Below are 26451 nucleotides of genomic sequence, written 5' to 3'. Positions count from 1 at the left end.
CCGTCTTCCTCGTCAAATCGACAGGCACCATCACCCTATGAAAATACTGCACGTTTCCGATCTGCATATCGTCCCACCCGGCCAACGCCTCTTCTCGCTCGACCCGCTGGCTCAGTTCCAGGCCTGCATCGCGCATATCAACACCCATCACGCCGACGCGGATCTGTGCGTCCTGACCGGCGACCTGGCTCACGCCGGCGCACCCGAGGCGTATGCCGCACTGGCCGACAGTCTGAAATCACTGACCGTCCCGTACCAGTTGCTGCTCGGCAACCACGATGACCGTGCCGGCTTCCTGGCACAGTTTCCTGATGCCCCGACCGATCAACACGGCTTCGTGCAGTCCTGGTTGGACATGCATGATCTGCGTCTGATTTTTCTCGACACGCTGGAAACCGGGGAAATCCATGGCCGACTGTGTGAACGCCGGCTGCAGTGGCTGGCCGAGGCGCTGGACGGCGCGCGCAACCGCGACGTGCTGCTGTTCACGCACCATCCGCTGCCCGACCTGCAATATCCTTCCATGGACTGGATCGGACTGCGCGACAAGATGGCCGTGCTGCAATTGCTGCAGCGCCATGGCCGGGTCCGCCACCTTTTTTCAGGCCATGTGCACCGGGCCGCCTCGGGTATCTGGCAGGGCATGCCGTTTTCGACCGTGCCCGGCACCAACCACCAGCACGAACTCGATCTCGCCACGCCGGGCTATGCCACGACCCGGCTGGAACCGCCTGCCTATGCCATCGCCCTGTTTCGCGACGGCGACGTGGTCACGCACTTCCATGCCTTCACGGATGCGTCGGCGCGCTTTCCTTACCATCCGCCAGTTCACGACGCTGCCGCTGCCTGATCCAGGCCGCTGCCAACCAGACCATGATCGTGCAGGCCACGATCACCACCAGATAGGCCTGGTCGAACGACTGCCGCGCCGTATCGACCAGCAGGCGGGCTTGGTCCGGTGCCAGCGGCTCGGCCGCGATCAGCGCCTCATCCAGGCTGTCGCGCACCTGCGGCGAGACCGACAGCCCTTCCGGCACCCGCATGGAGAGCATGTAGACCACACTCATGAGGCTGCCCATCAGCGCCACGCCCAGACCCCCACCCAGTTCATACGACACTTCTTCTATCGAGGCCGCCATGCCGGCACGCTCGGGGGGCGCATTGAACATGATTGCACTGGACGCTGCCGTCATGCCTGCCCCGATGCCGAAGCCGATCAGAGCCAGCGGCAGGATCACCCAGGACAGCGACAGCCCCGCCACCAGTCCCAGCAGGGCCAGCCCCAGTCCTGTCAGCCCCAGCGCCTGCCACATGACACGTTCACTGCCCAGCCTGGGCAGCCACACGCCGGCCAGCGGCCCGGCCACGAACGAGGCCAGCGAAATCGGCAGGATCAGCAGACCGGCCTGCAACGGCGACAGTGACAGCACCAGTTGCAGGCGCTGGCTGAACACCAGTTCCATGCCGATCAGTGCAATCGAGGCGATCACGGCGGTCACCACCCCCGCCAGGAAGCGCCAGCGCCGGAACAGGGCAAAATCGATCAGCGGCTCGGGACGACGTCGCTGACGCCGTACGAACAGCCAGAGAAAAAGCAGGCCGATGGCGCAGGCCAGCAAGGCCTCGCCATATGAAGCCGTCCGCTTGCTGACTTCCTTGATCGCATACACCAGGCCGATGATGCCGACCATGATCTGCAGCGACCCCGTCAGGTCCCAGCTACGCCCCGGATCGCGGCCCGAGACCGGGATGCGATACCCGGTCAGCACAAACGCCACAAGCACGACCGGCACGTTGATCAGGAACACCGCGCCCCACCAGAAATATTCCAGCAGCAACCCGCCCAGCACCGGGCCGAGTGCCGCGCCACCCGAGGCCACAGCAGCCCAGACGCCGATGGCGAACGACTGCTCGCGCGCATCGGTGAACGTATGGCGAATGATCGAGAGCGTGGCCGGCATCATCATGGCCGCGCCGACTGCCAGCAGAGCACGCGCCCCGATCAGCCAACCCGGCGTCGGCGAATACGCCGCCCACAGCGAGGCGGCACCAAACACCAGCAGGCCCGACATGAAGAGTCGCCGGTGCCCCAGGCGATCCCCCAACGTGCCCAGTCCCGGTAACAGACCGGCCACGATCAGAGCATAGATATTGAGGATCCAGAGTTTTTCGCTGGCAGTCGCATGCAGATCGTGGGTCAGCCTGGGCAAGGCCGTATAGAGCACGGTCATGTCGACCACGATCAGGAAAAGCGCACTCGATACGATGGCCAGGATCAGCCACCGGTCTGCATGTTGCGCCTGCGTTGCGGAAGGAGAACGGGGATATTGCGTATGCGTCATAGCCCCGGATTGTATGCGCTGCCGGATGACACCGGCACTTGCGCAGCACCCATGTCGAGCCACAAATCTGCACGCGGAAAGAACAGCGCAGCCTGGGCGGGTTGCCGGGTCAGGGCCACCAGTTGATCGAGGTAGCGCTGCATCTGGTCGCGATACTGTGCCCGCATGCGCTCGGCAAACACCTCGACGGATTCATCCGGCCCCGGGCGGCCCGACTTGTAGTCCACCACCAGCCAGCCCCCCTCGCGCTCCAGTGCCAGATCGAGAATCGACACCTTGCCGGACATGTCCAGCAAGGGCCACTCACGACGGGCCTCGGACTGGGACAGCAGCCACTGCCCCCGTTCGCTGGCCAGCATGCACAGCAGCGTATCCTGCACGTCCAGCGCAGCCGCCTCGACGTGCGCGGGCGGCACGCCCGCACGGGTCAGTTGCCGTCGGATCAACGGCAAGCCATCATGGATGCGTGCCTGTGGCCAGCGCGCCAGACCTTCGGCCCCCATCCGCGCCAGCCAGGCGTGCGCCACCGTGCCCATGAGCCGGTCATAGGCCCCCTGCTGCGCCCAGCGCACGCGCGACAACCGAATGCCGCCATTCTGGACTTGCCCCGCGCCAGGCATGACCTGACCCTCGGCCAGCACGACCCGCTGCAGCGGCGGACCCTGGAAGTCAGGCTGCGTGAGCGCCGATCTCTCACCGCTCTCGCGCACCGGTGCCTGTGGCACGCCCGGCGCAGGCAGGACCGGCCACAGCTTGCCCATCAGGGTGGAAGCGGCAGGTGGTTTGGATTCGCCCGAAGCGTCGTCGACCTCAACCTGCGCCATCAGGTGCAGGCGCTTGCGCGCGCGGGTCGCCGCCACGTACAGCAACCGTTCTGTTTCATAGTCGGTACGACGACGTTCGCGACGCGCCAGATAGCGCGCCACCGGGTCAGCCTCGGTATCAGCCCGCGCCTTGACCGGCCCCATCAGGATGTCATCTCCCTGCTGTTCAAAGCGCACCAGGGGATCACGGTCGCGTGCCGGCAGTCGCTGTAGGCCATAGAGAATAACCGTCTCGAACTGCAGCCCCTTGGATTTGTGCATGGTCATGATCTCGACCTGACCCGTGCGGACACCTGAGGCATCATCGGGGTCATCGTCGATCCCGTTTTCCTGCGAAGAGGCATAGAGCCGGCCTATCTCGGCTTCGAACCGGTCCAGATCAAGCGCCCCATAGGGTGCAATCCTTTCCAGCAATGAAAACAGGCTCTGCGCATCGGCCAGATCACCTGGCCCGACGTACAGACCGGGGCCTCCCAGTCGGTTCCAGACCTGCTCGACCCAAGCCGCGAACGGCAGGCGACCGGAGGCATTGCTGTCATCCAGCAGGATACCGGCCACCCGTGCCAGCCTGTGCCATTCGCCAGCAGCGAGTGACTGTGGCGCACCACGCCCGGCGGCACGCAATACCCGCTGCAACAGGACCGGCACCGGCGTGCGATGATCGTCCCCCAGCAGGACATGCAGGCTGTCCAGTGTCAGGCCGCACCAGGGGGCTCGCAAGACCGACAGCCAGGCCAGTCGGTCACCAGGATGCACCAGGGCGCGTACCAGTTGAACCAGATCGACCACCACCGCCCGCCGTGCCAGCGGAATCAGTTCGACCGCCCGACAGGCAATACCGGCCTGCGCCAGCGCGCGCGCCGCCGATCCCAGGTGCGTGCGGGCACGAACCAGCACCGCAACCGGATGGGTACTGCCGGCATGGCGCTCCAGCGCCTCGCGGCAAAGCCGCACCAGCGTCTGCGCAGACAGGCGTTCGGCAGCAGCATCCGAACCTTCGATCAGGTGCAGGCCAACCGGCTCGCCGGCTTCCGTCGGCACAAAAGCCTGTGAGGGCGCGTAGCGGATCGCGCCGCTGACCGGATCATCCAGGCTGGGCAAGAGTTGCCCGAACACCTGGTTAACCCATTCGACGATACCACCCTGCGAACGAAAGTTATCGGTCAGTTGCAGGAATTCGGGCTGCAAGGCCCCCAGCCCCTGATCGCGAACCGACAGGAACAGCCCCACCTCGGCCTTGCGGAAACGGTAGATGGACTGCATGGGATCGCCCACCAGAAACAGCGTACGCCCATCCTCGGGCTGCCAGCCCGAGGTCAGGGTTTCCAGCAACCGGATCTGCATCTGGCTGGTGTCCTGGAACTCGTCGATCAGCAGGTGGCGAATGCTGGCATCCATGCGCAGCAGCAATTCGCCCGGATCGTCTTCGGTGCCGAGCGCCCGGATGGCACGCAACGCAATTTCGGTGAAATCGACCTCGCCGGCTTCGGAGAACTGCAGCATCAACTGCGCCGCGGCCAGTCGCAAGGCCATCAACTGGGCGTTGAGCACTGCCCATTGCGCGTCGGTCAGATGCGGGTCAGGCAACTGGCGGGCGGCATCCAGGTTGTTGCACCAGCGGTCATCCAGACCCGCCAGCCCCTCCAGCCACTCACCCAGCACGGTTTTTTGCAGACTCTTCGGCGGGAAACCACCCTTGACCGTCAGTCCGCGTGGCTTGCGCAACCCGCCATCAGCCGTCAGCAGCAAGGCGGCCAGCGCGCGCCAACGCGGCAGGTCATGTGCATCGGCAGCCAATGGTTCGCCCACCCAGTCCCGCAAGGCCGCCAGGGGATTGAAGTCGATCTCGCCTGCGGCCTGGCGCTCGTCGAGCGCCGCGCAGGCCAGCCGTGCCACGTCAGGCAGCACGCGTAGCCAGCCATCGGGCATGGCGCGTAGCAGTTGCTGCATGTCCTGGCCGATCATGCGCGCCATGGCGTCTTCCAGCGATCCCCGATCCGCGCCATGCGCCAGCAGGGGCAACCACTGTTCGCGCTGGGCCAGCATGCCGGCCAGCGCCTCCTCGGCTGCCACAGCATCCACATCCATATGGATCAGCAGCGTGCGAATGGCGTCCAGGTCTCCGGCCATATCGAGCGTGGCCCGTGCCGCTGCACGATAGTGCAATTCGGGCCGATCGGCCATGTCGGGCAGGCCGCCCAGCTCGGACAGCCAGGGCAGGCGACGCACCAGCGACGCGCAAAAGGCATCGATAGTACGTATCCCCAGCCGCGCCGGATAGTCGAGCAGGTGCCAGCCCAGTTCGGCATCACGCTGCAGGGCCGCGCGTGCCAGTTGCCAACTTTGCAACTGGTGCGACTGCTCGGGGGGCACATCCCGGTCACGGGCCACCTGCAGTTTCTCCAGCACCCGCGCATGCATTTCGGCAGCCGCCTTGCGCGTGAAGGTGATCGCCACGATTTCCTCGGGCTTCTGGACTGTGGACAACAGTGCCAGAATACGATCCGTCAGCAATTCGGTCTTGCCGGAACCGGCCGGTGCCTGCACCAGGAACGAACGACGGGTATCGAGCGCCCGCCGGCGCTGAGCCAGATCATGCGGCTGGCGTTCGGTGCCGCTCCCGGCATCGGCAGATATCATGGTCATGCTTCATCCTCTTCGGCCTGCCAGTCCTCCAGATCCAGCCGCAGGAAGGCAGCAGCATCGCAATAACGCAGGTCAGCGCCATGCCAGGCACGGTTGACGGCCCAGCCGGCCGCATACTCATCGGCCAGTCGTTCGATGGCGGTGCGCCAGCGCAGCAACAGCGCCGGCCAATCCTGTGGTGCCGGCCCTGCCGAGCTGTCATCCATGAACATGCCGGGCACAGCGTCAGGCCACTGCCAGTCGGGCAGGTGCGCCAGTCCCACCACGCCCATGTCATGCTCGGCAATCCCCTTGGCAGCCACCTTGCGGGCATGCAGTTGCGCCAGCATCAAGCCGGATACCCCACCGACCACTGAAGCATAGAAAGGCAACTGCAATTCCACCGGGCGCAGGCGCGTCCAGTCGCGTCCGGGCTCGGCCACCGACGAGCCGGTTTTGTAGTCCACCACCAGTCGCCCCTCATCGACCTGATCAATGCGGTCCAGTCGTACCTGCAGGGATAATGGGCCACGACGCCAGACGTGAGCCTGCTCGACGCCATCGATCCTGAAAGGTTCGCGTTGCGCATCCAGGTCCAGCCAGCGCAAGGCGATGCCGCAGGCACGGGCCTTTTCCAGTTCACGCTCGGCAGGCAAGGCGTCATCCAGATATTGCCGGGCCGCCTGTTCTGCCGCCTCGGCCACCAGTGCCTCCAGCCTGTGTTCCGCCATCGCCTGGTGCAGGCGATCCTGGCTGCCCAGCACCTTCCAGAGTGCCTCCATGACACCATGCAAAAATTGTCCACGAGACAGTGCGCCGCCCGGCTGCGCATACGATGCCAGGCTGCGCCCGCCCAACCGGTGCCGCAGGAAAGCCCACTGCGGATTGCGCGACTGCAACTCCAGCACATCCAGCCCACCACGCATGACACCGGCCTCGCCGGCCTCGGGCTGCCACAATGCCAGCGCCGGCCCCTGCTCATCAACCAGCGTCTCCTGCGGCAATGCTGCCGGCACTGCGGGCACCGGCCAGTCGCAGCCCGCCAGGGGCAAGGCCGCGATCAGGGGTGCGGGACGCATTTCGCGCTCGCCATCCCGTCGGGCGTGGCTGAACATGATATCGGGTGCCGTACGACACAACGCCGCATACATCTGTTCGGCCCATATCCGCTCGCGATCCACCGTAGCGCGGGGTGCGCCCGCCTGCCGCAGGACCTGGGCCGGCAGCAACGGGTTTGGACTGGGCATATCGGGCAGCACCTCATCGACCAGCCCAAGTACCCAGACGCCATCCCAGCGCCCCCCTTCGGCTTCCAGCAGGCCCAGTACATCCAGGCGTGCGTCGGGTGCCCGCTGGGGCTGGAAAGGCGTGTTGGTCAACATCCGCTGCCACAGTCTCAGCGCCACCGTCCCTTCCAGTTCAGGCTCCAGAACCGACAGCGCCGCAAAGCGATCCAGCGCCGCAGACAGCGCCTCGCAGGCCTGAAAACCCACGCTGTCGAGGCTGGCATCACCCGGAAAACCCAGCAGGCCCAGGGCGGCCCGCCAGCGCGCCGCCCAGTCCTGCGCCGCCGTCCCGGCCCCCGGATCGACCCAGATGGCCAGCGCCTGCTGCCAGGCCTGTGCCAGCGCAGGGTTGGCTCCCTGCAATCGCTCCAGCCATCGTGCCTGCGTCACCGTGACTTCGCCGCTGCGTCGCTGGCGCACGTCGATCTCGACCATGCCTGCCTGGGCACTGCGATCGCCTGTCACCTGCCCCAGCAGCAAGGCCTGCCCCAGCACGGGTACGGGGCAGGTGGTATTTTCCGCAAAGGTGGCCAGGGTTTCCAGCCAGGCCAGCGCAGCCCGTACCACGGGCCATTCGTCCAAAGGACGGCCCACGGCGACGTTATAAGGCAGAGCCGACTGCCCGGGCCGGGCCGCCAGCGCCTGTTCGAGCAAGCGCCGGGCCAGCGGCGCATCGCTTTCGAGGTGCGCGGCCACAATGGCATAACGACCTTGCGGATCGGTCCGCAGGCGCTCTGCAGCCCAGGCGACCGCCATACGCCATTCGGTCTGGGGGTCTGCGGCCGCGAAACGACGCAACTGCGATGTTTCGACGCGCTCGGCACTGTCGGCATGCAGTTGCCATAACTGTGCGCCACGCGCAGCCAGTGCGGCCAGCATGGCCTGCTGGCGCGGCGAGTATTCATTGAAACCGGCCAGTACGACATGCGCAGGCACCGGCACGGCCTCATCAAGCGACAGGGCATCAATCACCCGGGCCGCACTGCGCCCGGCATCCTCGGCATCCAGCGCTGCCAGTTGCCGAACATAGGCTTCGCGCCAGCAGGCAAAGCGGGTGTATTCGTGTGTGGCCTCGGTTGGTGCCACGGCCAGATCCCATTCATCCATCAGGGCATCGGCATCGGCTGCCAGCCGTGCGGTCTGCCCGAAATCAAGCAGAGGCCTGTCGTGCTCCGCCTGCGCAATGACCCGTTCCCACAGGCGTTGCGTGGCAAAGCTGTCCAGTCGCCAGGCCGCGAGCGGCACCTGGCCCCCAAAGCCAAGCTGGTCTGCCATGTCGACCAGCCAGACCGACAGCGGCACGATGCGCGGTAGTTCGGCGACGCGCTGCTGTGGCCCCAGGGTCGCAGCCATATCGGCAATCAGCCGCCGGGCGAGCCGATTATTGACCGTCAGTGCCAGGGTGTCGGCTGCCGGCAGGGCCATCCAGCCGGCCCAGTCGAGTTCCTGCAATTCCATGCTCAAGCTCCGCAACGGCAGGTCAGAACCCGCACATCGTCATGAAGGTTTCCCAGTTGAGCAGCATCGAAGGCGACAGATAGGCACGAAAGCCCACGGCCAGCAGCAGGAGCACCAGCGCATAGCCCGCCCAGGTCCACAGGCGACCGGGCTTCATGCCGCCCTCGCCGGCACCGGCGGTGCCAGGGGCTGCTCTCGTATTGGCAGGCACAACACCGCCGCGACCAGTGCCAATGCCAGGCCAACCCACCACACCAGATCATAGCTGCCCGTCTCGGCATAGACGCGGCCACCCATCACCACACCGACATAGCTGCCGATCTGGTGTCCGAGGAAAGCCACGCCGGACAGCGTGGCGGCATAGCGCAAACCATAGATCTGACCGATCAGGCCTTGCGTGAGGGGCACGGTGCCCAGCCAGAACAGCCCCATCCATGCTGCGAATACATAGAGAACCCACGGCGAAAGCGGCATTTCGAGCAGCCAGAGCATACCCAGTGCGCGCAGGCCATAGATCCAGGCCAGCAATTGTTTCTTGCTGTGCCGCCCACCCAGTTTGCCGGCCATGAAAGAGCCAATCACATTGAAGAGTCCGATCACGGCCAGGGCAATGGCACCATGCGTCGGTGTCAGCCCGCCATCCATCACATAGGCTGGCAGATGCAGCGTAATGAAAGCCGTATGGAAACCGCAGACCGCGTAGCTCCAGAACAGCAACTGGAAAGACCTGTCGCGCACGGCCTGGCGCACACTGTCGCCCAGGGACTGCTGCGTGTCACGGGCCTGGGCCGGACGGCCGCGCAGGAACCAGACCAGCGGCAGGCCGGCCGCCGTGAACAGCGACAGGGCCCAGAGCGCCCCCGACCAACCCATGCCATCAATGGCAAACTGGCCCGCAGGCACCACCAGGAACTGGCCCAGCGAACCACCCGCACTGGCGATACCCATCGCGGTACTGCGTGCTGCGGCAGGCACGGCACGGGCAATCACCGGCAGGATCACGGGAAAGGTCACGCCAGCCTGCCCCATGCCCACCAGCACGCCCGCCGTCAGATAGAGACTCGGTTCACTGTCTGCAAAAAGCATGCCAAGCAGGCCTGCCGCATACAGCAACAGACCCAGCACGATCGTGCGGCCCGAGCCGAAGCGGTCGGCCATCATGCCCATGAGAATGCTGAATACGCCCCAGACCAGATTCTGGATGGCGAAAGCCATGGAAAACACATCGCGGTCCCAGCCACGATCCATGCCCATGGGCTGCATGAACAGCCCGAAAGTGGCACGCGTACCCATCGCCAGCAGCACCACCAGCGTACCGGCCAGCACCACCTTGACGGAAAGAGACTCGGGCGTTTCAGCGGCCGGCGAGCGAACCTGATGCGTGGACATGGATGATCCCCATACTCTTGTATCTGTTATGAATGGGGATCATACAATTTTCCCTGTCAGAACGTATCCCAGTCGTCGTCATCCTTGCGCGACAGTGCCACCGGAGCCGCAGCCTTGCGGGCCGGGGCCGTGAACTTGGCAGGTGCTGCTGCGGGCGCGGACAGTGCGGGCTTGACCGTAGGTTCGCGGCGAGCGGCAGGTGCAGGCGCGGCACGCGGGGCCTTGCGGGCAACCGGTGCCGGCGTGGGTACAGTTGCACGACGCACGGGTGCGGCTTGCGTGGCAGCCAGCACAGGATCGTCGTCACCCTCCTCGGTCTTGAATACGGCTACGGCCTGCGCCAGGCGCGTGGCCTGTTCCTCCAGTGAGGCCGAGGCCGCAGCCGCCTGCTCAACCAGGGCAGCGTTCTGCTGGGTGACATGATCCATCTGCCCCACCGCCTGATTGACCTGGTCGATCCCGGTTGCCTGCTCGCGCGAGGCAGCCGAGATTTCCTCGATCAGGTCGCTGACCCGTCGTACCGACTTGACGATATCTTCCATCGTGACGGCGGCCTGCTGTACCTGGGACGAACCTGCCGTAACCTTGTCGACAGAGTCATCGATCAGTGTCTTGATTTCCTTGGCCGCGCCCGCGCTGCGCTGCGCCAGTGAACGTACTTCGGAGGCCACCACGGCAAAGCCCTTGCCCTGCTCTCCGGCACGGGCTGCCTCGACAGCAGCGTTAAGCGCCAGGATGTTGGTCTGGAAGGCAATGCTTTCGATCACGCCGATGATGTCGGCAATCCGGCGTGAGCTGTCGGAAATACCATGCATGGTACTCACCACACGCCCCACTACCTCACCACCACGCACAGCCACGCTGGAGGCTTCGTTCGCCAGGGACGTGGCCTGATTGGCATTGTCGGCGTTGTTCTTGACCGTGGAAGCCAACTGTTCCATGCTGGCCGCCGTTTCTTCCAGCGAAGCGGCCTGCTGCTCGGAGCGGGACGACAGGTCGGCGTTGCCGGAGGCGATCTCCTGTGCACCGGTATTGATTTCCTTGACGCCACTGCGCACCGTGCTGACCGTACGCGCCAGGAACTGCTGCATGCGATGCATGGCCTGTTGCAACTGGCCCAGTTCATCGCGACGCGTGCTGCTGATCGTATGCGTCAGATCACCATGGGCAATCTGCTCGGCCAGGGTCACGGTACGACGCAGCGGGCGCACGATCTGGCGGCCAATCAGCCACGCTGCCAGCACCCCCAGCACGACGGCAGTCACCGACAGGATGATCATCAGCAGACCATTGCGCTCGGCCGCTTCTCGCGACCGCGTCAATTCGTTCTGGAATACATTCTGACTGATGGTATTGAAGCTGGTCACGATGTCGCTCATCTGACTGGCCAAATCATCGCGCTGCAACACGACAGGCAGGAAACCGACCACACCGGCTCGATATTCGCCCAACAGCGCAATAATGCTCTGCAGCCTGGTATGCGCATCACCCTGCAGACGCGGCAACAATGCATCCATAGACTTGCGCACATCATCAAGCGCCTTGAGCGAAGATTCCTCGCTCTTGGCATCCTCATTCATGACCAACCCGCGAACCTGATAGCGCAGCATGGCGAACTGCTCGGCTATGCTGCCGACAGCAATCGCCACATCGGCCTGCTCGTAAAGGTTTTCACCATAGGGGTCCTGCCGCGCTTCGTGCAGCAACTGATCCGTCAGTTCGCGCAGGGCCGGTACCAGCTTATTACCGGGCTCGATCATCCGGCGTCGCGCGGCCCACCAGTCTTCATGCGCTTTTTCCAGACCAGCTCGCAGGGCACTGTACTGCTCGACCACATGTGGCATCATCAGGATGACCTGCTCATCCTCGACATCCCAGCTCAGATTGCGGCTGTTCTGCAACAGCGACAGAATGCGCTGGTTCTGCGTCTCGACCTCTGACAGCAGCTTCACGTCACGCGAGCGGGCAAACTCCAGGCGCGCAAAATTGGCCTTGTCGAGTGCATCCCCGATCTCGGCAGCGGCATTGATCTTTTCGATATGCTGCCGGCTGGCGTCGAGCGACTTGATGCCCACGATGGCCAGCATCGCCACCAACAGCAGAACAAACCCGAATCCCAACCCGAGTTTACGTGTTACAGGAAGATTTTCCAGACTGAACGATAGCCGGCTCATAGATCGACACCCTGCCTTTGCTCAATGCAAAAGGTAAATAAAAGATTAACAAACGCAACTTTATTCTACACGCTCGTCCTTATTCCCAATCCGGCGATAAGGCGGTACTTTTTGAGCATGGTCAACAAACAGGGACAAGGCAGGCAGGATGTCATAACAATAAAAACCGCCAAGAGGCTGAAAACTTGAACGAGGCAAACAGTTAGACCTTGTCCACACAGCATGCCCCCTCAGCTCGCGAATGTCTTCAGCCTAGCTTCAAATCACCCCGCCATTAGCAAAAACGGTTTGCCCATTGATCCACATGCCGTCGCCACTGCACAGGGCGGAGATGACATGGGCAATGTCTTCCGGCTCCCCAAGCCGTTGGTGTGGCGTGCGCTGTGCAAAGCCGGCGATTTGTTCGGGGGTTTTGCCATCGGTGAATAGGGTGGTGTTGACCAAGCCGGGGGCCATGGCGTTGACAGAGATTTGGCGGCCCGCCAATTCTTTTGCCAGCACACTCGCGAACAGTTCTTGTGCCCCCTTGGAGGCGGCGTACGGGCCATACGTGGGGCTGCGCAACTGGGTGATACTGGAGGACAAGCTGATGATGCGCCCGCAATCCCGCACGCGCTGGGCAGCCAAGCGCAATACGTTGAAGCCACCTTTGAGATTGACAGCCATCATTCGGTCAAAATCCTCATCACTCATGCTGGCAAAGGACGCAAGCCGCATGACGCCAGCATTGCTGACCACCACATCGACTCCGCCAAAGGCTTCTTGTGTGGCATCGAACAGTTTGCGCACGGCATCAGGATCACTGACATCAGCCTGTACGCTGATGGCTTTGCCTCCAGCGTTTTCAATATAGGCCACGCTATCTTGAGCCAAATCTTGATTGTGCAAATAGTTGATGGTGACGCTGTAACCATCCAGTGCCAAGCGCCTGGCCGTTGCTGCGCCAATGCCACGCGAAGAGCCGGTGACAATCGCCACTTTGCCATTGGCGGATATGCGCTCCCCCGTGGCACTGGCCTTCTCGGTTGCCACGGCTGCGGTACCGGTTGCCATCAGCATGCCCGCTGGCGCAGCCAAAGCCGCAATCCGCAGCAGATGACGGCGCGACGGGCAGGTGTGTTCCAGATCTGGCGTGGCAGAGATGTGGTCGTTGGACATGCAGGTTCCTCGTCATTTCAAAGCGTTTGGAAATCATTCACGCGGCTCGTGGCCTTAGGCCAAACCGCCGTTGGCGTTGATCACCTGGCCGTTGATCCAAGCACCTCGCCCACTGACCAGTATCGAAATAACATTGGCAATATCCTGTGGGTCGCCCAGGCGTTGATGCGGTGTCTGGCGGGCAAAACCGGCGATCTGTTCGGCTGTTTTGCCATCTGTGAACAACGGGGTGTTGGTGGTGCCCGGCGCAATCGCGTTGACGGAGACCATCCGGCCTGCCAGTTCCTTGGACAGAATGTTCACAAACACATCCACCGCGGCCTTGCTGGCGGCATAAGGGCCGTAATTGGGCGGACGCAACGTCACCGTGCCCGAAGACAACGCGATGATGCGGCCGCCATCGATCACACGCCGCGACGCTTCGCGCAGGGTGTGAAAGCAGCCTTTCATGTTCACGTCGATAACTTGGTCGTAATCAGCATCGCTCATCTGCGAAAATGCGCCTAGCCGCTGAATTCCGGCATTGGCAACCGCGACATGCAACGACCCGAATGCCTCGTGGTGAGCATCGAACAAGCGGCGCACTGCCTGCGGGTCGCTGACATCAGCCTGCACACAAACGGCTTTTCCGCCCGCATCGGTGATCTCGCGTACCACCTGCTCGGCAAGACCACGGCTACTCAGGTAATTGATTGTCACCGCATAGCCGTCCTGAGCCAAACGCCTGGCTGTTGCCGCGCCGATACCACGCGAAGATCCGGTCACAAGAGCTGACCGGGTTGGGCCAGTATCGATTGCTGCAGGGTTCTGCCCTGCGGCGCGCGCGGTGCGAGCCAGCAACGCAGCCGGGGCTGCCAGAGCGGCGGCGTGCAGCAGGGTGCGGCGCACTGGATCGGTATCTGTTGTGCTTGCCGGGCCCCGCGGATCGAGGTCATTGCTGGGCATAGAGTCTCCATACAAGGTTGAGCAGTGCAAAGCACGCCTTGCAATCACGCTTTACTGCTGGGCGATTAACGACGTTGCTGAGCCGCGTTGGCATTGATGCGATCGAATACTTGTTCAAAGCGTCCTTCGCGCTCTGCCAAACGTTGCAGGCGGGCACGCTCGACCACAATCTCGGACGGTGTTGGCTGCTGGTTGAACAAGGCCATGACCTCGTCCATGAAGGCGTGTAGCGGCAAATAGCCTTCGCGCTCGGATTGCCCAGGCGTCAACTCGGTTTGAACCGCTGGCGGTACCAGCTCGATCACTTCCACTTGGCCTGCCAACTGCTGGCGCAGGCATTGGGTATAGACATGAACGGCCGCCTTGGTAGCGCTGTACACGGCTGCATCCGCGCGCGGCACAAAGGCCAACCCGGATGACACTGTTACCACCGCAGCATGCACCTGTGTTTTGAGGTGATCGACCAAGGCGTTGGTGACACGGATGGTGCCCAGCAGGTTGGTGCTGATCTGCGCCTCGGCATCATGTAAATCACTACACGTGCTCAGATCCTCATAACGCATGATCCCCGCGTTGTTGATCAACACGTTCAGTTTTGGGAACTGCTCCAACACCTGCTGCACAAATGCCGTGATGGCCTGTGGATCATCCACATTCAATGCCAGCGCATGCATGTGGGCGTGGCCAGCGACAGTCGCTTGCAGCGCCTCCAGACGGCGCCCGGTCACGATGACGGTGTTGCCTTGTGCGTGCAGCCGCTGGGCCAGTTCCCGACCAATACCGGAGCCACCGCCGGTAACAAGAATAGTGTTTGCTGTGGTTTGCATATTATTGATTCCTGAAAATTGAGGGGATGGATGTCAGATGCAATCGCCTGCGATTGGCGGGATGTTGACACCGTGAATCAATGGACAAAACAGACTGTAAACCCTAAACTCTCTTTTAGTAAGAAGGCACTTAAAAGTTCCATACTAACCAACTGGTAAGTAATAGAGATCATCGCAAGACGATCCCATCACGGCCAACTGCATGGCACGATTCAGGCACCCACAGGAATACGCATGAATGTAGATTTCGCCAAACACGCCCAGGTACAAGCCAAGCTGTCCACAGAGGCTCCTCTGGATCCGCGCATACAGGCTTTGGTCAACGAGGTGATCGCTCGCGTTGCCGATAAGTGGACAATGATCATCATTGACGTGCTGGCCGAGCATGGCGCACTGCGCTTCACGCAACTGGCGGGCAAGGTCTCAGGCATCAGCCAGAAGATGCTGACCCAAACGTTGCGGGACATGGAGCGTGAGGGCCTGGTTACTCGCACCGTCTATCCGGTAGTGCCGCCAAAAGTGGAATACCAGCTCACCGATCTGGGCCTTGGCCTGGGCGCGGCGTTTTGTGGCGTATGGATCTGGGCCGAACAAAATCTCGAAGGCATCGAGCAAGCGCGCATGGCCTACGACGCGCGCAATCAGGCGCGCTGACAGGTCGACCGCCAGAGGCAAGCCACGGCCATCCGTGAATTCCTGGAGCGGCATATCTGAATATAAAAACCCCCGAAGGTTGGATCGGTATCCAACCTTCGGGGGTCCATTCAAAAAGCGCGCCCTTCTGACAGCGAGTGCCGCGCCTGGCGGCACGCTCGGGAAATCAGACCTGGGACTGCAGGTAGTTTTCCAGGCCCATTTTCTCGATCAGGCCCAGTTGCTTCTCAAGCCAGTAGGCATGGTCCTCTTCGGTATCCTTGAGCTGCGCGACCAGCACGTCGCGGCTGACATAGTCGCCGGCACGTTCGCAAATGTCGACGCCCTTGCGCAGTGCGGCGCGCACTTCGTACTCCAGCGCCAGATCCTTGCGCAGCATGTCGGGGACATCGACACCCGGCGTGAACTCGGAAGGACGCATATCAGGCTTGCCGTCGAGGAACAGAATGCGCTCCAGCAACGCGTCGGCGTGCTGGGTTTCCTCTTCCATTTCATGGTTGATGCGATCGTAGAGTTTGGTAAACCCCAGATGTGCGTAGGTACGCGAATGGATGAAATACTGGTCGCGTGCAGCCAGTTCGCCACGCAGCAGCTTGGTGAAATAGTCGATGACTTCGGGGTTTCCTTGCATGATCGCACCCTCTCTGTTGGGCAATATTTGATGATGGCGGCAGTATGACACAGGGGTATGGCACTGCCTATACCTGCCATGTCGATGGTTATTGCGCCTGATTCTTACACCCATGCTATAACTCGCCCTCTGTCTCAGGAGAATCCCATGTTCCGCGCCAACGCCCGCGACGTTGCCGCCTCGCGATCCGGCGAGAGCGGCCCTTCTGCGTTGCTCGGCGTAGGTCTACTGGCCCTGTCCTCGGTGGTTCTTTCCTGTCTGGATGCCAGCAGCAAATGGACCATGGGCGAAGGCGGCCCACTGCTGCTGGTCGCCTGGTTCCGGTATGCCATGCATCTCGTGCTGGTCGTCGGCATTTTCATGCCGACGCGGGGCCGGTCCCTGTTCCGCAGCACCGTACCGCACCGTCAGGTCCTGCGCGGCGTGCTCATGCTGGGAGCAACGCTCTGTGTCTTCATGGCACTCTCGTACCTGCCCCAGGCACAGTTCACCGCCATCGCTTTCCTGGCACCGTTGCTGGTGCTGTGCGCCGCCCCCTGGCTGCTCGGCGAACGCCCCCGGCTGTCGCGCTGGGTCGCTGCCGGCGTGGCGTTTCTGGGCGTGCTCGTCATCGTGCGCCCGAGCGGAGGACTACATCCGATCGGCGTCCTGTTCGCGCTGCTGGCGGCCTGTCTGCTGGCAGGCCAGTTCATCGCCACACGCGGTATTGCCCGCGATCACCCACTGACCTCGCTGGTCTGGAGCGGCATGGTCGGCACCTGCCTGCTGTCGCTGCTTCTGCCCTTCTATGGTCTGGGCCGGCTGCAGGCCGAACTGGCAACCTTGCCACCCGCGGTGTGGCTGGTCATGCTGTCGACCGGGCTCAGTGGTGCGCTGGGCCATCTGCTCCAGATTGCCGCTTACCGCCACGCCCCGGCTTCCATGCTGGCACCTTATACCTATCTGCAGATCGTCAGCGCCACCTTGACGGGATGGCTGGTCTGGCGTCAGTTTCCGGACACCACCACCTGGCTGGGCATTGCCATGATCTGCGGCAGCGGAATCGCGATTGCATTCTGGGAGTGGCGTCACAAGGCGTAGGGTGCATCTGCCCCTGCTTTTCCATGCCCACCGGCCCGGGCAAGCAAGCGCTCCTTATCCCTTGGTCTAAGAGCCTCAAAAAGTCTCACTCGAACGATACAATCAGACAAAATCAGTCCAAAAAGACAATAAGTTTCGCCACCCGCCAGGAGGAGACAATGCGGGCATATCCACCCAAGCTGCGTACCGCAGGTGCCTTGGCGGCAGCCCTGTTGCTTGCAGCACTGACTTCTGCCGCCCTCACCACCTATGTGCCCGACCTGCCACCGTGGCTGGCTGCGGCGATAGGTGCCGTCCTGTCGCTACCGGCATGGCACCTGCTGCGCCGCCGCCAGGGCAGCGAGTCATGGCTGCAACAGACCGGCCCCGCGATCGATCAGATCATGATCGGGGCAGCTGAAACCTCACACTTCATCGACACCATCAAGCAGAAGGTCGATCAGGATATCGAGGCTGCAGACCGGATCGCAGACCAGTCCCGCCAGAGTGCCACCGCATCCGACCAGATTGCCGTCGGCATCGAACGGGCCGCCCAACTGGCTCGCGAAGTACGCGACAACAGTGCGCAGGGCCGCCAGACTGCTGACCAGGGACTGGCACACATCAAGGCTGCCCGTCAGGATACAGAAACAGCCGCACGCAGCCTGCGCAACCTCCAGGAACGCGCCCAGGGCATCCATGGCATCACGGCCGCCATTGACGAAATTGCCGCCAGCACCAATCTGCTTGCGCTCAATGCCGCCATCGAGGCAGCCCGGGCCGGCGCGCATGGTGCAGGCTTTGCCGTGGTGGCGACCGAAGTGCGCCGGCTGGCACAACGTACCCAGCAGGAAACGGAACGGATCGGCGGCATGCTGGGCACCATCAACGAAGAGGCCGAGCAGGCCGTGCGCGACATGTCGGCCCTCAGCGGCTCTGTCGAACAGGCCGCACAGCAGATCGTGCAGGTCCATGCCCTGCTGGCCGCCATCGACGAACACGCCAGTATCTCGGGCAGCGAAATCGACACCATTGCAGCCGCCAGCCGGGAGCATGTCGGCACGGCATCGGCCATCACCACGGCCATCGATGATGTACACGATCGCATGCAGGGCACCGACGCCTCGCTGCCGCACGCCACGGACTCGGCCATGCGACTGGCCGAACGGGCTGAACAGTTATTCGAGATGATTGCACTGAGCGGCGTACAGACCCGCCATGATGTCATCCGCCGTATCGCTGCCGATGCCGCGCACGCGGTTGGCAAGCTGTTCGAGCAGGCGATTGCCTCGGGGCAGATCTCACGCGAAGCCCTGTTCGACCGGCAATACCAGCCCATACCCGATACCCGTCCACCCAAATACCGGACCCGCTTCGACAGTTTCACCGATCAGGTCCTGCCGTCCGTCCAGGAACCCATCCTGTCAGCCATGCCTGAAATCAGCTATGCCGGTGCCGTGGACGACCAGGGTTACTTCCCGACCCACAACCGGCGCTATTCACAGCCCCTGAGCGGTGACTATGCAACCGACCTGGTCAACAACCGCACCAAGCGGCTGTTTCAGGACCGCACCGGCAGCCGCTGTGGCGCACATACCCGACCATTCCTGCTGCAGACGTACAAGCGCGATACCGGCGAGGTCATGCATGACCTGTCGGTCCCGATCTATGTAGAAGGCAAACACTGGGGCGGGTTCCGGATCGGTTACCTGTCGGTCCGTCCGTCGGCGGAACAGGCCGGAGATACCCGGCCTGACAACCGAAAATGAAAGCGATAGTCCCCAGGCTCAGGCCTCGTCGCGAATGTCCGTGGTCGCGCCGTTGGCCTTGACCGAAGCAATACCCTTGTCGCGTGCCGCCGTTCCCGAATACATTTCGCTTTGCCCGATCACCTCGCCATTGGCCGCCTTGAGCGTGAAATAAGGCGAGCCATCCTTGGCAACAAGGCGGTCGTAGCGGGCATCGTCGGCAGCATTTTTCTGCACCGAGGCAATACCGCCCTGCGCTGCCGCCTTGCTCTTGTAGCGCTGGCTGGTCAGGATGGTTTCGTGGTTGCCGGCTTTCAGGTTGAACATGAAATGATCGCCGCTGCTTTTCAGTACAAAATAGCCCGCCATGGATTCGCCCTCCGAGGGTAGATGGGATACACAGACAAACATGCCATTCATACCGCACCCGCATCGCATCCATTGCAGCCGTGCGCGGTACGATCAATAATATCCAGAAATCGCCGCCGTGCGCCCCTAGTGTGCCTGTCGGTACGACAACAAATGCAAAGCCGCCCCGGACTCATGGAATCGCATCCCGCTCCGCACATCTCGATCACATACTGCACTCAGTGCCAGTGGCTGCTGCGTGCCGGCTGGATGGCGCAGGAACTGCTGTCGACCTTTGCTACCGACCTGGCCGGCGTCACGCTCGTCCCGGGTACCGGCGGTATTTTCCAGGTCCGCTACGATGACGTGCTGATCTGGGATCGCAAGATCGACGGTGGCTTTCCCGATGCCAAGATCCTGAAGCAACGCGTGCGCGACCGGCTCGACCCGGCACGCGACCTGGGGCACATCGACCGCGCCCACACGCCCGCCGGTACGGCCTGACCGCTCCGGCACAGCGCCCAGGACCAGGCTGTTCATACCTATGGCATTGCACACCACACCAGGCCCGCTTTCATCTTCATTTCAGGTGGGCACCACTACAATGCAGGGCCCACATCGTGGTATCCCTTCCCATGTCATCCCCGTCTTCCCCGACCCGCCAGCCTCCACTGGGCCAGGCGCTGATTCTGCTGATGTCCGTTGCCACCGGTGTAGCCGTGGCCAGCAACTACTATGCGCAGCCGCTGCTGCAGACCATCGCGGACCAGTTCGGTCTGTCGCTGACCGACGCCGGCACCATCGTCACGGCGGCACAGCTTGGCTACGGCCTGGGTCTGTTCCTGCTGCTGCCGCTGGGCGACCTGCTGGAGCAGCGTCGGTTGATCGTCGGCATGATCCTGCTGTCGGGCGTGGGGCTGGTGATCAGCGGCCTGGCAACCGGCCTGCCCTGGCTGCTGCTGGGAACGGCCATGACAGGTCTGTTTTCCGTGGCGGCACAGATCATGGTGCCGCTGGCGGCCACACTGTCCGCGCCCGAGCAGCGCGGCCGTGCCGTCGGCACGCTGATGAGCGGCCTGCTGCTGGGTATCCTGCTGGCGCGCACGGTGGCCGGAGCCATTTCGTCGATTGCCGACTGGCGTACTGTCTATCTGCTGGCTGCTGCACTGATGCTGATCACCGCGCTGGCGCTGGCGCGCAGCCTGCCGCGTTACCAGCAGAATGCCGGCCTGCACTATGGTCAGTTACTGCGCTCGGCTCTCAGGCTGTTCGCCGAAGAGCCCTTGCTGCGCAAGCGTTCTCTGATGGGTTTTCTGGTTTTCGCCAATTTCAGCCTGTTCTGGACACCGTTGGCCTTCCTGCTGTCGGCACCGCCCTATGATTATTCGGATGCCGTCATCGGTCTGTTCGGTCTGGCCGGGGCGTTTGGTGCGCTGGCCGCATCACTGGCCGGTCGCCTGGCCGACCGGGGCCGTTCCCGTTTGGCAGCCATGCTGGGACTGGGTGGCATGCTGGGTTCGTGGTTGGTGCTGGCCTTTGCGCCGGCTTCGCTGATCGCACTGATTGCGGGCATCCTGATCCTGGACTTTGCACTGCAACTCCTGCATGTCTCCAACCAGAGTGCCATTTTCAAGCTGCGCCCCGAAGTCCGCAACCGCCTCAATTCCGGCTATATGACGTGCTATTTCACCGGCGGCGCATTGGGATCCATCACGGCTGCCAGCCTGTTCCAGCACTACGGATGGACAGGCATTACCTGCGCGGGCCTGACGCTGTCATTGCTCGCACTGCTGGTAGGCTGGAAAGAGCTGCTGCCAGTCGGCCCCTCGAACACATAAAGCCTCCACAGCCGCTCGGCCACACACCACACACCACACGGCTCACGGCTCACGGCTCACGGCTCATGCACTGTATCTACAACTCGCCAGGTCAACAGAATACAGCTTTGCCTGCTTGTGCCTGCCGTCGTCTCCACTGCGCCAGAGCCATGTCGAGATCACGCCAGGTCTGCATCCCTGCCGCCCTGGCACGCTGCAGCAACACCAGCATGATCTCCGCAGTCACCATGGCATCCGCCACGGCATGGTGGCGTGCCGGCATCGGCAGATTCAGCGCCTGGATCCAGTGATCCAGGCCCGCTCGGGGCACAGCCATCTCAGGACACAACATGGGGGCCAGTTCCGCGACATCGTAGGGTGCATGAACCAGCGCCAGCCCAAGCGCCTCTTGCGTGCAGCGTGCCAGCATACGGCGGTCGAACTCGGCATGATAGGCCAGCCAGACGGCATCCGCACCATACTCGAGCAAATCCAGAATCGCCCCGGCTGGTGCCACACCGGCCGCCAGATCCGCCTGCGTCAGGCCATGGATCAGCTGACTGTCGGGACGCAATTCAATGTCCACACACAGTACGCGTTCGAACGTCTTCGCCAGTGGAATCCGTCCGCCCTCGATACGCACGGCACCGATCGACAGCACCCGGTCCCGCCGGACATCCAGTCCATTGGTTTCAAGGTCCAGCACCAGCAAGGGCTGTTGCATCAGATCGGTATCCGCAGCCTGCACAAGTGCCGGTAAGGCCGCCAGCCGCGCCTGCTGCACAGGATCAACGACACTCGCTGTCGCAGGCTTGCTGCGCCCCAACAGTTCGGACAACCATCGCATCATGCGCCTCCTGTGCTCACTGCCTGTATCTGAATGCCAGCAACGCCTGAATATGCCGAGCCTGCCGCAAGGACTCACGCAGAATGCGACGATCCAGCACATCCAGGCGCGCCGGATCCAGACGGTTGTCCAGGGGTTCTCCTGCCAGGGCCTGCTGCTGGTGCTGCCGCATCCTCAGCAATTGCAGATAACTATAGGCTTTGACATAGGCCTCGGCATTGCGACGCTCGATCACCCCTCGTTCCGCCAATAAACGCAGGCGCGCCAGCGTAGAGGCCTCCCTGATACCTTGTGCCAATGCAAGAATGCGCGCACTGTCGACAAAGGGAGTCAACCCTTCGGTCTTGAGATTCAGAACCGTCTCCCCAAAACCGAGCGTCTGTCCAAGGAACGCCCGCATCATGCCGGTCGGCGGGCGATGTCTCAAGGCGGTCTGTGCCATCGTCCACTGAAAGGCCGGACTGTCGGCCACCATATTCAGCAGCGCATCTACCAATTGATTGAAACCATTGTCCGCCCCCCAAAGACGCTTGAGATCGAAAAAAATCGTCGCCTTCAGAACATTCTCCGGCTCGGGCGTCCGTATGATGCGCGCAAACCGCTGCAACCATTCCTGCTGGGACAGGCACAAGTCAGGGTTGCCGGCCATGATATTGCCCTTGCACAGGGTCAGCCCGCAGCGATCCAGCGCCTGGTTGATGGCGTTCGCCAGCGGCAACAGCCGGGCACGCGCTGCCTCGGCCGCAGCGGCCCCTTCGGCTTCGAACAGCATGCCATTGTCCTGGTCCGTCAGCAGCGTCTGCTCACCCCGTCCTTCACTACCAAACACCAACCAGCTGAACGCGATGCCAGGATCGCCATGCATGGCCAGCATCAGTTCGATCACTCTCGTTGTCGTGTGATCATTCAATTGCGTGACGACACGCGTCACCTGCTCCGAATCTGCGCCATGCGCCAGCATGCCATTGACCAGTCGTGTCATCTGCGGACGCAGCTCCACCAGCGTATCCACGCTGTCGGCCTGGCTGATGGCTCGCGCCAGATGTACCAGATCAACACGTTGCAGGGCAAACAGGTCACGCTCGGAAATGACCCCCACCAGACGTCCGGCCTCAACCACGCAGATATGCGCAATATGATGTCGGGTCATCAGCAATGCCGCGTCGAAAGCGGTTGCCACGGGAGGCAGGCAAATCGGATCAGGCGTCATGAACTGATCCATGGGCCGGGACAGGGGCAACTCCGCTGAAGCCACGACCCGACGCAGGTCACGCAGGGTAAAGATGCCAACCGGGTGCTGCGAAGCATCGACCAGCGCAATGCTGCCCACCTGACGTTCATGCATCAATTGCACCGCTTCATGCAACGGTGTATCGGGCGTGCAGGCCACCGGTTCGCGAGCCATGAGCACCGAGAGCGGGGTATCAAGCGAATACTGTGCACCAAGGTGCGCACTGGCCTGCATCTGTACCTGCTGATGCAGATGGCCGAAAAGACTGCTCGCCCCCTGCATGGCAAATGCCCGAAAAGGCTCGGACATATCCAGCAGCCGAAGGTATATCTCCATATCGAGCTGCAGACAGAAAGTATCGACCACAGCGCGGTATGTCGTACGGGTGGGTCGCTCACCCAGTAGGGCCGCCACAGGAAAGCCGTCACCCTGCCCCAGTTGGAAACCGTCAGTGCCAGGGCTGACATCCCTGGTTTCGCGCACGCCTTCCACCAGTCCCTGCCGGATCAGAAACCAGCGTTTTGCCACACCATCAGCTGGGCAGGCAATGACCGAACCGGCCGCATGAAAACCCAGACTGGCGTGCTCGACCAGTGCCAGCAGATGCGACTGCTCCATCTGATCGAACGGCGGATGTTGCTGCAGGAACTGCATGATGCCCTGGACATTCTGCGCGACTGCAGTCCGCCCGGCATGATCGGCGTGCTGCCCCATGACGGCTGTCTCCTGTTCAGGCCGATCCGGTATCGGTCAGCCCTGTTTTTTGATGGCAACCCGGTCCATTGCGCGCAAGACAGCAGGCTGATGCACGCCATGGATACGGTCTAGCCCATCATACCGCCTCGGAGCGTGCCGCTGGCAACAACAAAATCAGCCTTTATTGATCCATTTGGTGACGTGCGGAGGCTGATAGCTGCGGATTGCGGCCAGCAGCGCATCAATATCGCGCTCGACGATCAGCATGCTGCGATGCTGGGGCTGCATGAAGGCCTCGCTGGCGGCATGGTCCAGAAAGGCCAGCAGGCTGTCGTAGAAACCCTCGATGTTGAGCAGCGAGCAGGGTTTGTCATGATGCCCGAGCTGACTCCAGGTCCAGACTTCGAACAATTCTTCCAGCGTGCCGCAGCCACCCGGCAGGGCAATGAAGCCATCCGCCAGCTCTGCCATCAGCGCCTTGCGCTCATGCATGGAGCCAACCACGCGCAGGTCTTTCAGACCGGTATGGGCAATTTCCTTGTCGATCAGCGACTGCGGAATCACCCCGATCACCTCGCCGCCCTCGGCCAGCGCCGCATTGGCTGCCGCCGCCATCAGACCCACGGACGCCCCGCCATAGACCAGCCCGATGCCGGCACGTGCCAGTGCCGTGCCGAGCAGCGCAGCCTGCTCCCGGTACGCGGGCCGGGCACCCGCATTAGATCCCGAAAAAATACACAACCGCACGCCTGGCTCCCTGTCAGCAAAGCAACGATTGTATGCCCATCCATCCAAAGTCATGCACCGTTCTGGCACAATGGACAGATGCGCATGCCGGCCGTCGGCGTGCGCTTCTTTCCTTCATGCCCGACATGCTCCCGCTCGATACCCTGGCCGCCTTCTCGATGGCGTCGATTCTGCTCGGACTGGCCCCCGGCCCTGACAATCTGTTCGTCCTGTCCCAGGCCACGCTGCGCGGCAGCCGTGCCGGGCTGATCATCGTACTGGGACTGTGTACCGGCCTGCTGGTCCATACCTGTGCCGTAGCGCTGGGGCTGGCCGTGGTCTTCAAGACATCGGCGCTGGCCTTTTCCGTGCTCAAGATCGCCGGAGCCGGCTATCTGTCCTGGCTCGCCTGGCAGGCCTGGCGAGCGGGTGCCTCGACACTCCAGGCCCAGGCACCGGCGGTACCGATGCACCGTCTGTACTTGCGCGGGATCATCATGAACGTGACCAATCCCAAGGTGTCGATCTTCTTCCTGGCATTCCTGCCACAATTTGCCGATCCGGCACGCGGTCCGCTTGCGCCGCAGTTACTGCTGCTGGGGGGTGTCTTCATCCTCTGCTCACTGCTGGTGTTCAGCCTCATCGCCCTGCTGGCCGGTTCGCTGGGCCATGTACTGGCCCGCTCACCACGCATCCAGATCGTGCTCAACCGGCTCACCGGCCTGCTGTTCCTTGGACTGGCGATCAGGCTGGTCACGGCCACCCGGAGTACAGCGTGAACGCCTCCCTGTTCCAACGCGCCCTGCCCTTCCTGGCAGTCCTCGGCTCGGTCACGGCGCTGGGCCTCGGCACTTCGTTTGCCAAGCAACTGTTCCCCATTATCGGGGCTCAGGGCACGACCGCCCTGCGGGTCGGCTTCTCGGCGCTGATCCTGCTGCTGCTCTGGCGCCCCTGGCGCTGGCCACTGAGCCGCAAGGATGCACGCGCCATCATCCAGTACGGCGCGGCACTGGGCGTCATGAACCTGATGTTCTACATGGCACTGCGCACCATCCCGTTCGGCATTGCCGTGGCCATCGAGTTCAGCGGACCGCTGGGCGTGGCGCTGCTGTCATCGCGCCGCCGCATCGATTTCCTGTGGCTGGGTCTGGCCACCCTCGGGCTGGGACTGATCCTGCCGCTGGGCGCACGTGCCGGTTCCCTCGACCCCGTGGGCGTGCTGTACGCCATGGGGGCTGCCCTGTGCTGGGCGCTCTACATCATCTACGGCAAGCGTGCCAGCCACCTGCACTCGGGGCATATCGTCTCGCTGGGCCTGGTGGTCGCCTCGATGGTGGCGCTGCCGGTCGGCATCATCCATGCCGGCACGGCCCTGCTCGACTGGAAACTGCTGTTCTTCGGCATGGGCATTGCGCTGGTTTCGAGCACCATCCCGATGTCGCTCGAAATGGTCGCCCTCAAGCGCCTGCCACGCGAAGCCTTCGGCATCATGATCAGCATGGAACCTGCCGTGGCGGCACTGCTGGGCCTGATGGTGCTGGGCGAACACCTGTCCGCCATCCAGTGGCTGGCCATCGGCTGCACCATCCTGGCCTCGGTCGGCAGCATCTGCACGATCCAGGCACGGCCACCGGTGGCCGCGGCCGCCCAGCAACCGTCCTGATCT

General features: G+C 62.8%; 22 protein-coding genes. 8 read left to right on the top strand and 14 right to left on the bottom strand.

The window, feature by feature from the left end; all coding sequences use genetic code 11:
- Nucleotides 1–37 precede the first annotated feature (37 nt).
- Complete coding sequence (locus tag DD235_RS11210) at nucleotides 38–850, top strand: phosphodiesterase (RefSeq protein ID WP_109062163.1); 813 nt, start codon at nucleotides 38–40, stop codon at nucleotides 848–850.
- On the opposite strand, the gene DD235_RS11205 is transcribed toward DD235_RS11210, so the two are convergent.
- The 9 genes from DD235_RS11205 to DD235_RS11170 form a co-directional block, all read right to left on the bottom strand.
- Nucleotides 789–2342 (bottom strand): MFS transporter, encoded by a 1554-nt coding sequence (locus DD235_RS11205; protein WP_109062162.1) that lies wholly within the window; start codon nucleotides 2340–2342, stop codon nucleotides 789–791. The two genes, DD235_RS11210 and DD235_RS11205, sit on opposite strands and share 62 nt — an antisense overlap.
- The gene (locus tag DD235_RS11200) at nucleotides 2339–5812 is read right to left on the bottom strand and encodes a UvrD-helicase domain-containing protein (protein ID WP_239990118.1); all 3474 of its coding nucleotides are present in this window, start codon (nucleotides 5810–5812) and stop codon (nucleotides 2339–2341) included. Before DD235_RS11200 ends, DD235_RS11205 begins: the two co-directional genes overlap by 4 nt.
- Nucleotides 5809–8535, bottom strand: a complete 2727-nt coding sequence (locus DD235_RS11195; RefSeq protein ID WP_109062161.1) for a PD-(D/E)XK nuclease family protein — start codon at nucleotides 8533–8535, stop codon at nucleotides 5809–5811. The genes DD235_RS11200 and DD235_RS11195 overlap by 4 nt, the downstream gene beginning before the upstream one ends.
- Nucleotides 8536–8557: 22 nt before the next feature.
- Entirely contained in the window at nucleotides 8558–8692 is a 135-nt protein-coding gene (locus DD235_RS17155; RefSeq protein ID WP_275667549.1) for a hypothetical protein, read from the bottom strand.
- A complete protein-coding gene (locus tag DD235_RS11190; protein ID WP_109062160.1) occupies nucleotides 8689–9924 on the bottom strand; it encodes an MFS transporter in 1236 nt (411 codons plus the stop codon). The genes DD235_RS17155 and DD235_RS11190 overlap by 4 nt, the downstream gene beginning before the upstream one ends.
- 56 nt (nucleotides 9925–9980) lie before the next feature.
- Nucleotides 9981–12098, bottom strand: a complete 2118-nt coding sequence (locus tag DD235_RS17150; RefSeq protein ID WP_109062159.1) for a methyl-accepting chemotaxis protein — start codon at nucleotides 12096–12098, stop codon at nucleotides 9981–9983.
- Nucleotides 12099–12356: 258 nt separating this feature from the next.
- On the bottom strand, nucleotides 12357–13094 hold the full coding sequence (locus DD235_RS11180) for an SDR family oxidoreductase (protein WP_204524240.1): 738 nt from the start codon (nucleotides 13092–13094) through the stop codon (nucleotides 12357–12359).
- A gap of 216 nt (nucleotides 13095–13310) precedes the next feature.
- Entirely contained in the window at nucleotides 13311–14201 is an 891-nt protein-coding gene (locus tag DD235_RS11175) for an SDR family oxidoreductase (RefSeq protein ID WP_109062157.1), read from the bottom strand.
- 65 nt (nucleotides 14202–14266) lie between these two features.
- Nucleotides 14267–15028: an SDR family oxidoreductase gene (locus DD235_RS11170; RefSeq protein ID WP_109062156.1), complete on the bottom strand. Its 762-nt coding sequence runs from the start codon at nucleotides 15026–15028 to the stop codon at nucleotides 14267–14269.
- Nucleotides 15029–15262: 234 nt separating this feature from the next.
- Between DD235_RS11170 and DD235_RS11165 the strand changes: the two genes are divergently transcribed.
- Entirely contained in the window at nucleotides 15263–15682 is a 420-nt protein-coding gene (locus DD235_RS11165; protein ID WP_109062155.1) for a winged helix-turn-helix transcriptional regulator, read from the top strand.
- 166 nt (nucleotides 15683–15848) lie between these two features.
- Here the strand turns inward: DD235_RS11165 and bfr are convergent, their stop codons facing one another.
- Complete coding sequence (bfr, locus tag DD235_RS11160) at nucleotides 15849–16313, bottom strand: bacterioferritin (protein WP_109062154.1); 465 nt, start codon at nucleotides 16311–16313, stop codon at nucleotides 15849–15851.
- 147 nt (nucleotides 16314–16460) lie between these two features.
- On the opposite strand from bfr, the gene DD235_RS11155 reads away from it, so the two are divergent.
- Both DD235_RS11155 and DD235_RS11150 read left to right on the top strand, forming a co-directional pair.
- Nucleotides 16461–17393 (top strand): DMT family transporter, encoded by a 933-nt coding sequence (locus DD235_RS11155; RefSeq protein WP_109062153.1) that lies wholly within the window; start codon nucleotides 16461–16463, stop codon nucleotides 17391–17393.
- Nucleotides 17394–17551: 158 nt separating this feature from the next.
- Complete coding sequence (locus DD235_RS11150; protein WP_109062152.1) at nucleotides 17552–19141, top strand: methyl-accepting chemotaxis protein; 1590 nt, start codon at nucleotides 17552–17554, stop codon at nucleotides 19139–19141.
- Between the two features lie 18 nt (nucleotides 19142–19159).
- Here DD235_RS11150 and DD235_RS11145 read toward each other — a convergent pair whose 3' ends face one another.
- Nucleotides 19160–19489 carry a YegP family protein gene (locus DD235_RS11145; RefSeq protein ID WP_109062291.1) on the bottom strand — a complete coding sequence of 110 codons (330 nt, stop codon included), beginning with the start codon at nucleotides 19487–19489 and terminating at the stop codon, nucleotides 19160–19162.
- Between the two features lie 174 nt (nucleotides 19490–19663).
- Between DD235_RS11145 and DD235_RS11140 the strand changes: the two genes are divergently transcribed.
- Both DD235_RS11140 and DD235_RS11135 read left to right on the top strand, forming a co-directional pair.
- Nucleotides 19664–19972 (top strand): Rdx family protein, encoded by a 309-nt coding sequence (locus DD235_RS11140; protein WP_109062151.1) that lies wholly within the window; start codon nucleotides 19664–19666, stop codon nucleotides 19970–19972.
- A 131-nt stretch (nucleotides 19973–20103) separates the two neighbouring features.
- On the top strand, nucleotides 20104–21306 hold the full coding sequence (locus tag DD235_RS11135) for an MFS transporter (protein WP_109062150.1): 1203 nt from the start codon (nucleotides 20104–20106) through the stop codon (nucleotides 21304–21306).
- Between the two features lie 91 nt (nucleotides 21307–21397).
- On the opposite strand, the gene DD235_RS11130 is transcribed toward DD235_RS11135, so the two are convergent.
- The 3 genes from DD235_RS11130 to DD235_RS11120 form a co-directional block, all read right to left on the bottom strand.
- Entirely contained in the window at nucleotides 21398–22135 is a 738-nt protein-coding gene (locus DD235_RS11130) for a 3'-5' exonuclease (RefSeq protein ID WP_162300471.1), read from the bottom strand.
- 13 nt (nucleotides 22136–22148) lie between these two features.
- The gene (locus DD235_RS11125) at nucleotides 22149–24077 is read right to left on the bottom strand and encodes a DUF294 nucleotidyltransferase-like domain-containing protein (protein ID WP_109062148.1); all 1929 of its coding nucleotides are present in this window, start codon (nucleotides 24075–24077) and stop codon (nucleotides 22149–22151) included.
- Between the two features lie 156 nt (nucleotides 24078–24233).
- Nucleotides 24234–24806, bottom strand: a complete 573-nt coding sequence (locus tag DD235_RS11120) for an LOG family protein (protein ID WP_109062147.1) — start codon at nucleotides 24804–24806, stop codon at nucleotides 24234–24236.
- A 125-nt stretch (nucleotides 24807–24931) separates the two neighbouring features.
- Here DD235_RS11120 and DD235_RS11115 point away from each other — a divergent pair, with 125 nt between their 5' ends.
- On the top strand, nucleotides 24932–25564 hold the full coding sequence (locus DD235_RS11115) for a LysE family translocator (RefSeq protein WP_109062290.1): 633 nt from the start codon (nucleotides 24932–24934) through the stop codon (nucleotides 25562–25564).
- Nucleotides 25561–26448, top strand: coding sequence for an EamA family transporter (locus tag DD235_RS11110; protein ID WP_109062146.1), 888 nt, complete (start codon nucleotides 25561–25563; stop codon nucleotides 26446–26448). The genes DD235_RS11115 and DD235_RS11110 overlap by 4 nt, the downstream gene beginning before the upstream one ends.
- Nucleotides 26449–26451 lie beyond the last annotated feature (3 nt).

Source organism: Corticimicrobacter populi, assembly GCF_003123725.1.
In the GTDB taxonomy this organism is placed as follows: domain Bacteria; phylum Pseudomonadota; class Gammaproteobacteria; order Burkholderiales; family Burkholderiaceae_B; genus Corticimicrobacter; species Corticimicrobacter populi.
The sequence above is the reverse complement of the archived record's forward strand: the minus strand, read 5'-3'. Positions and strand labels throughout refer to the sequence as shown.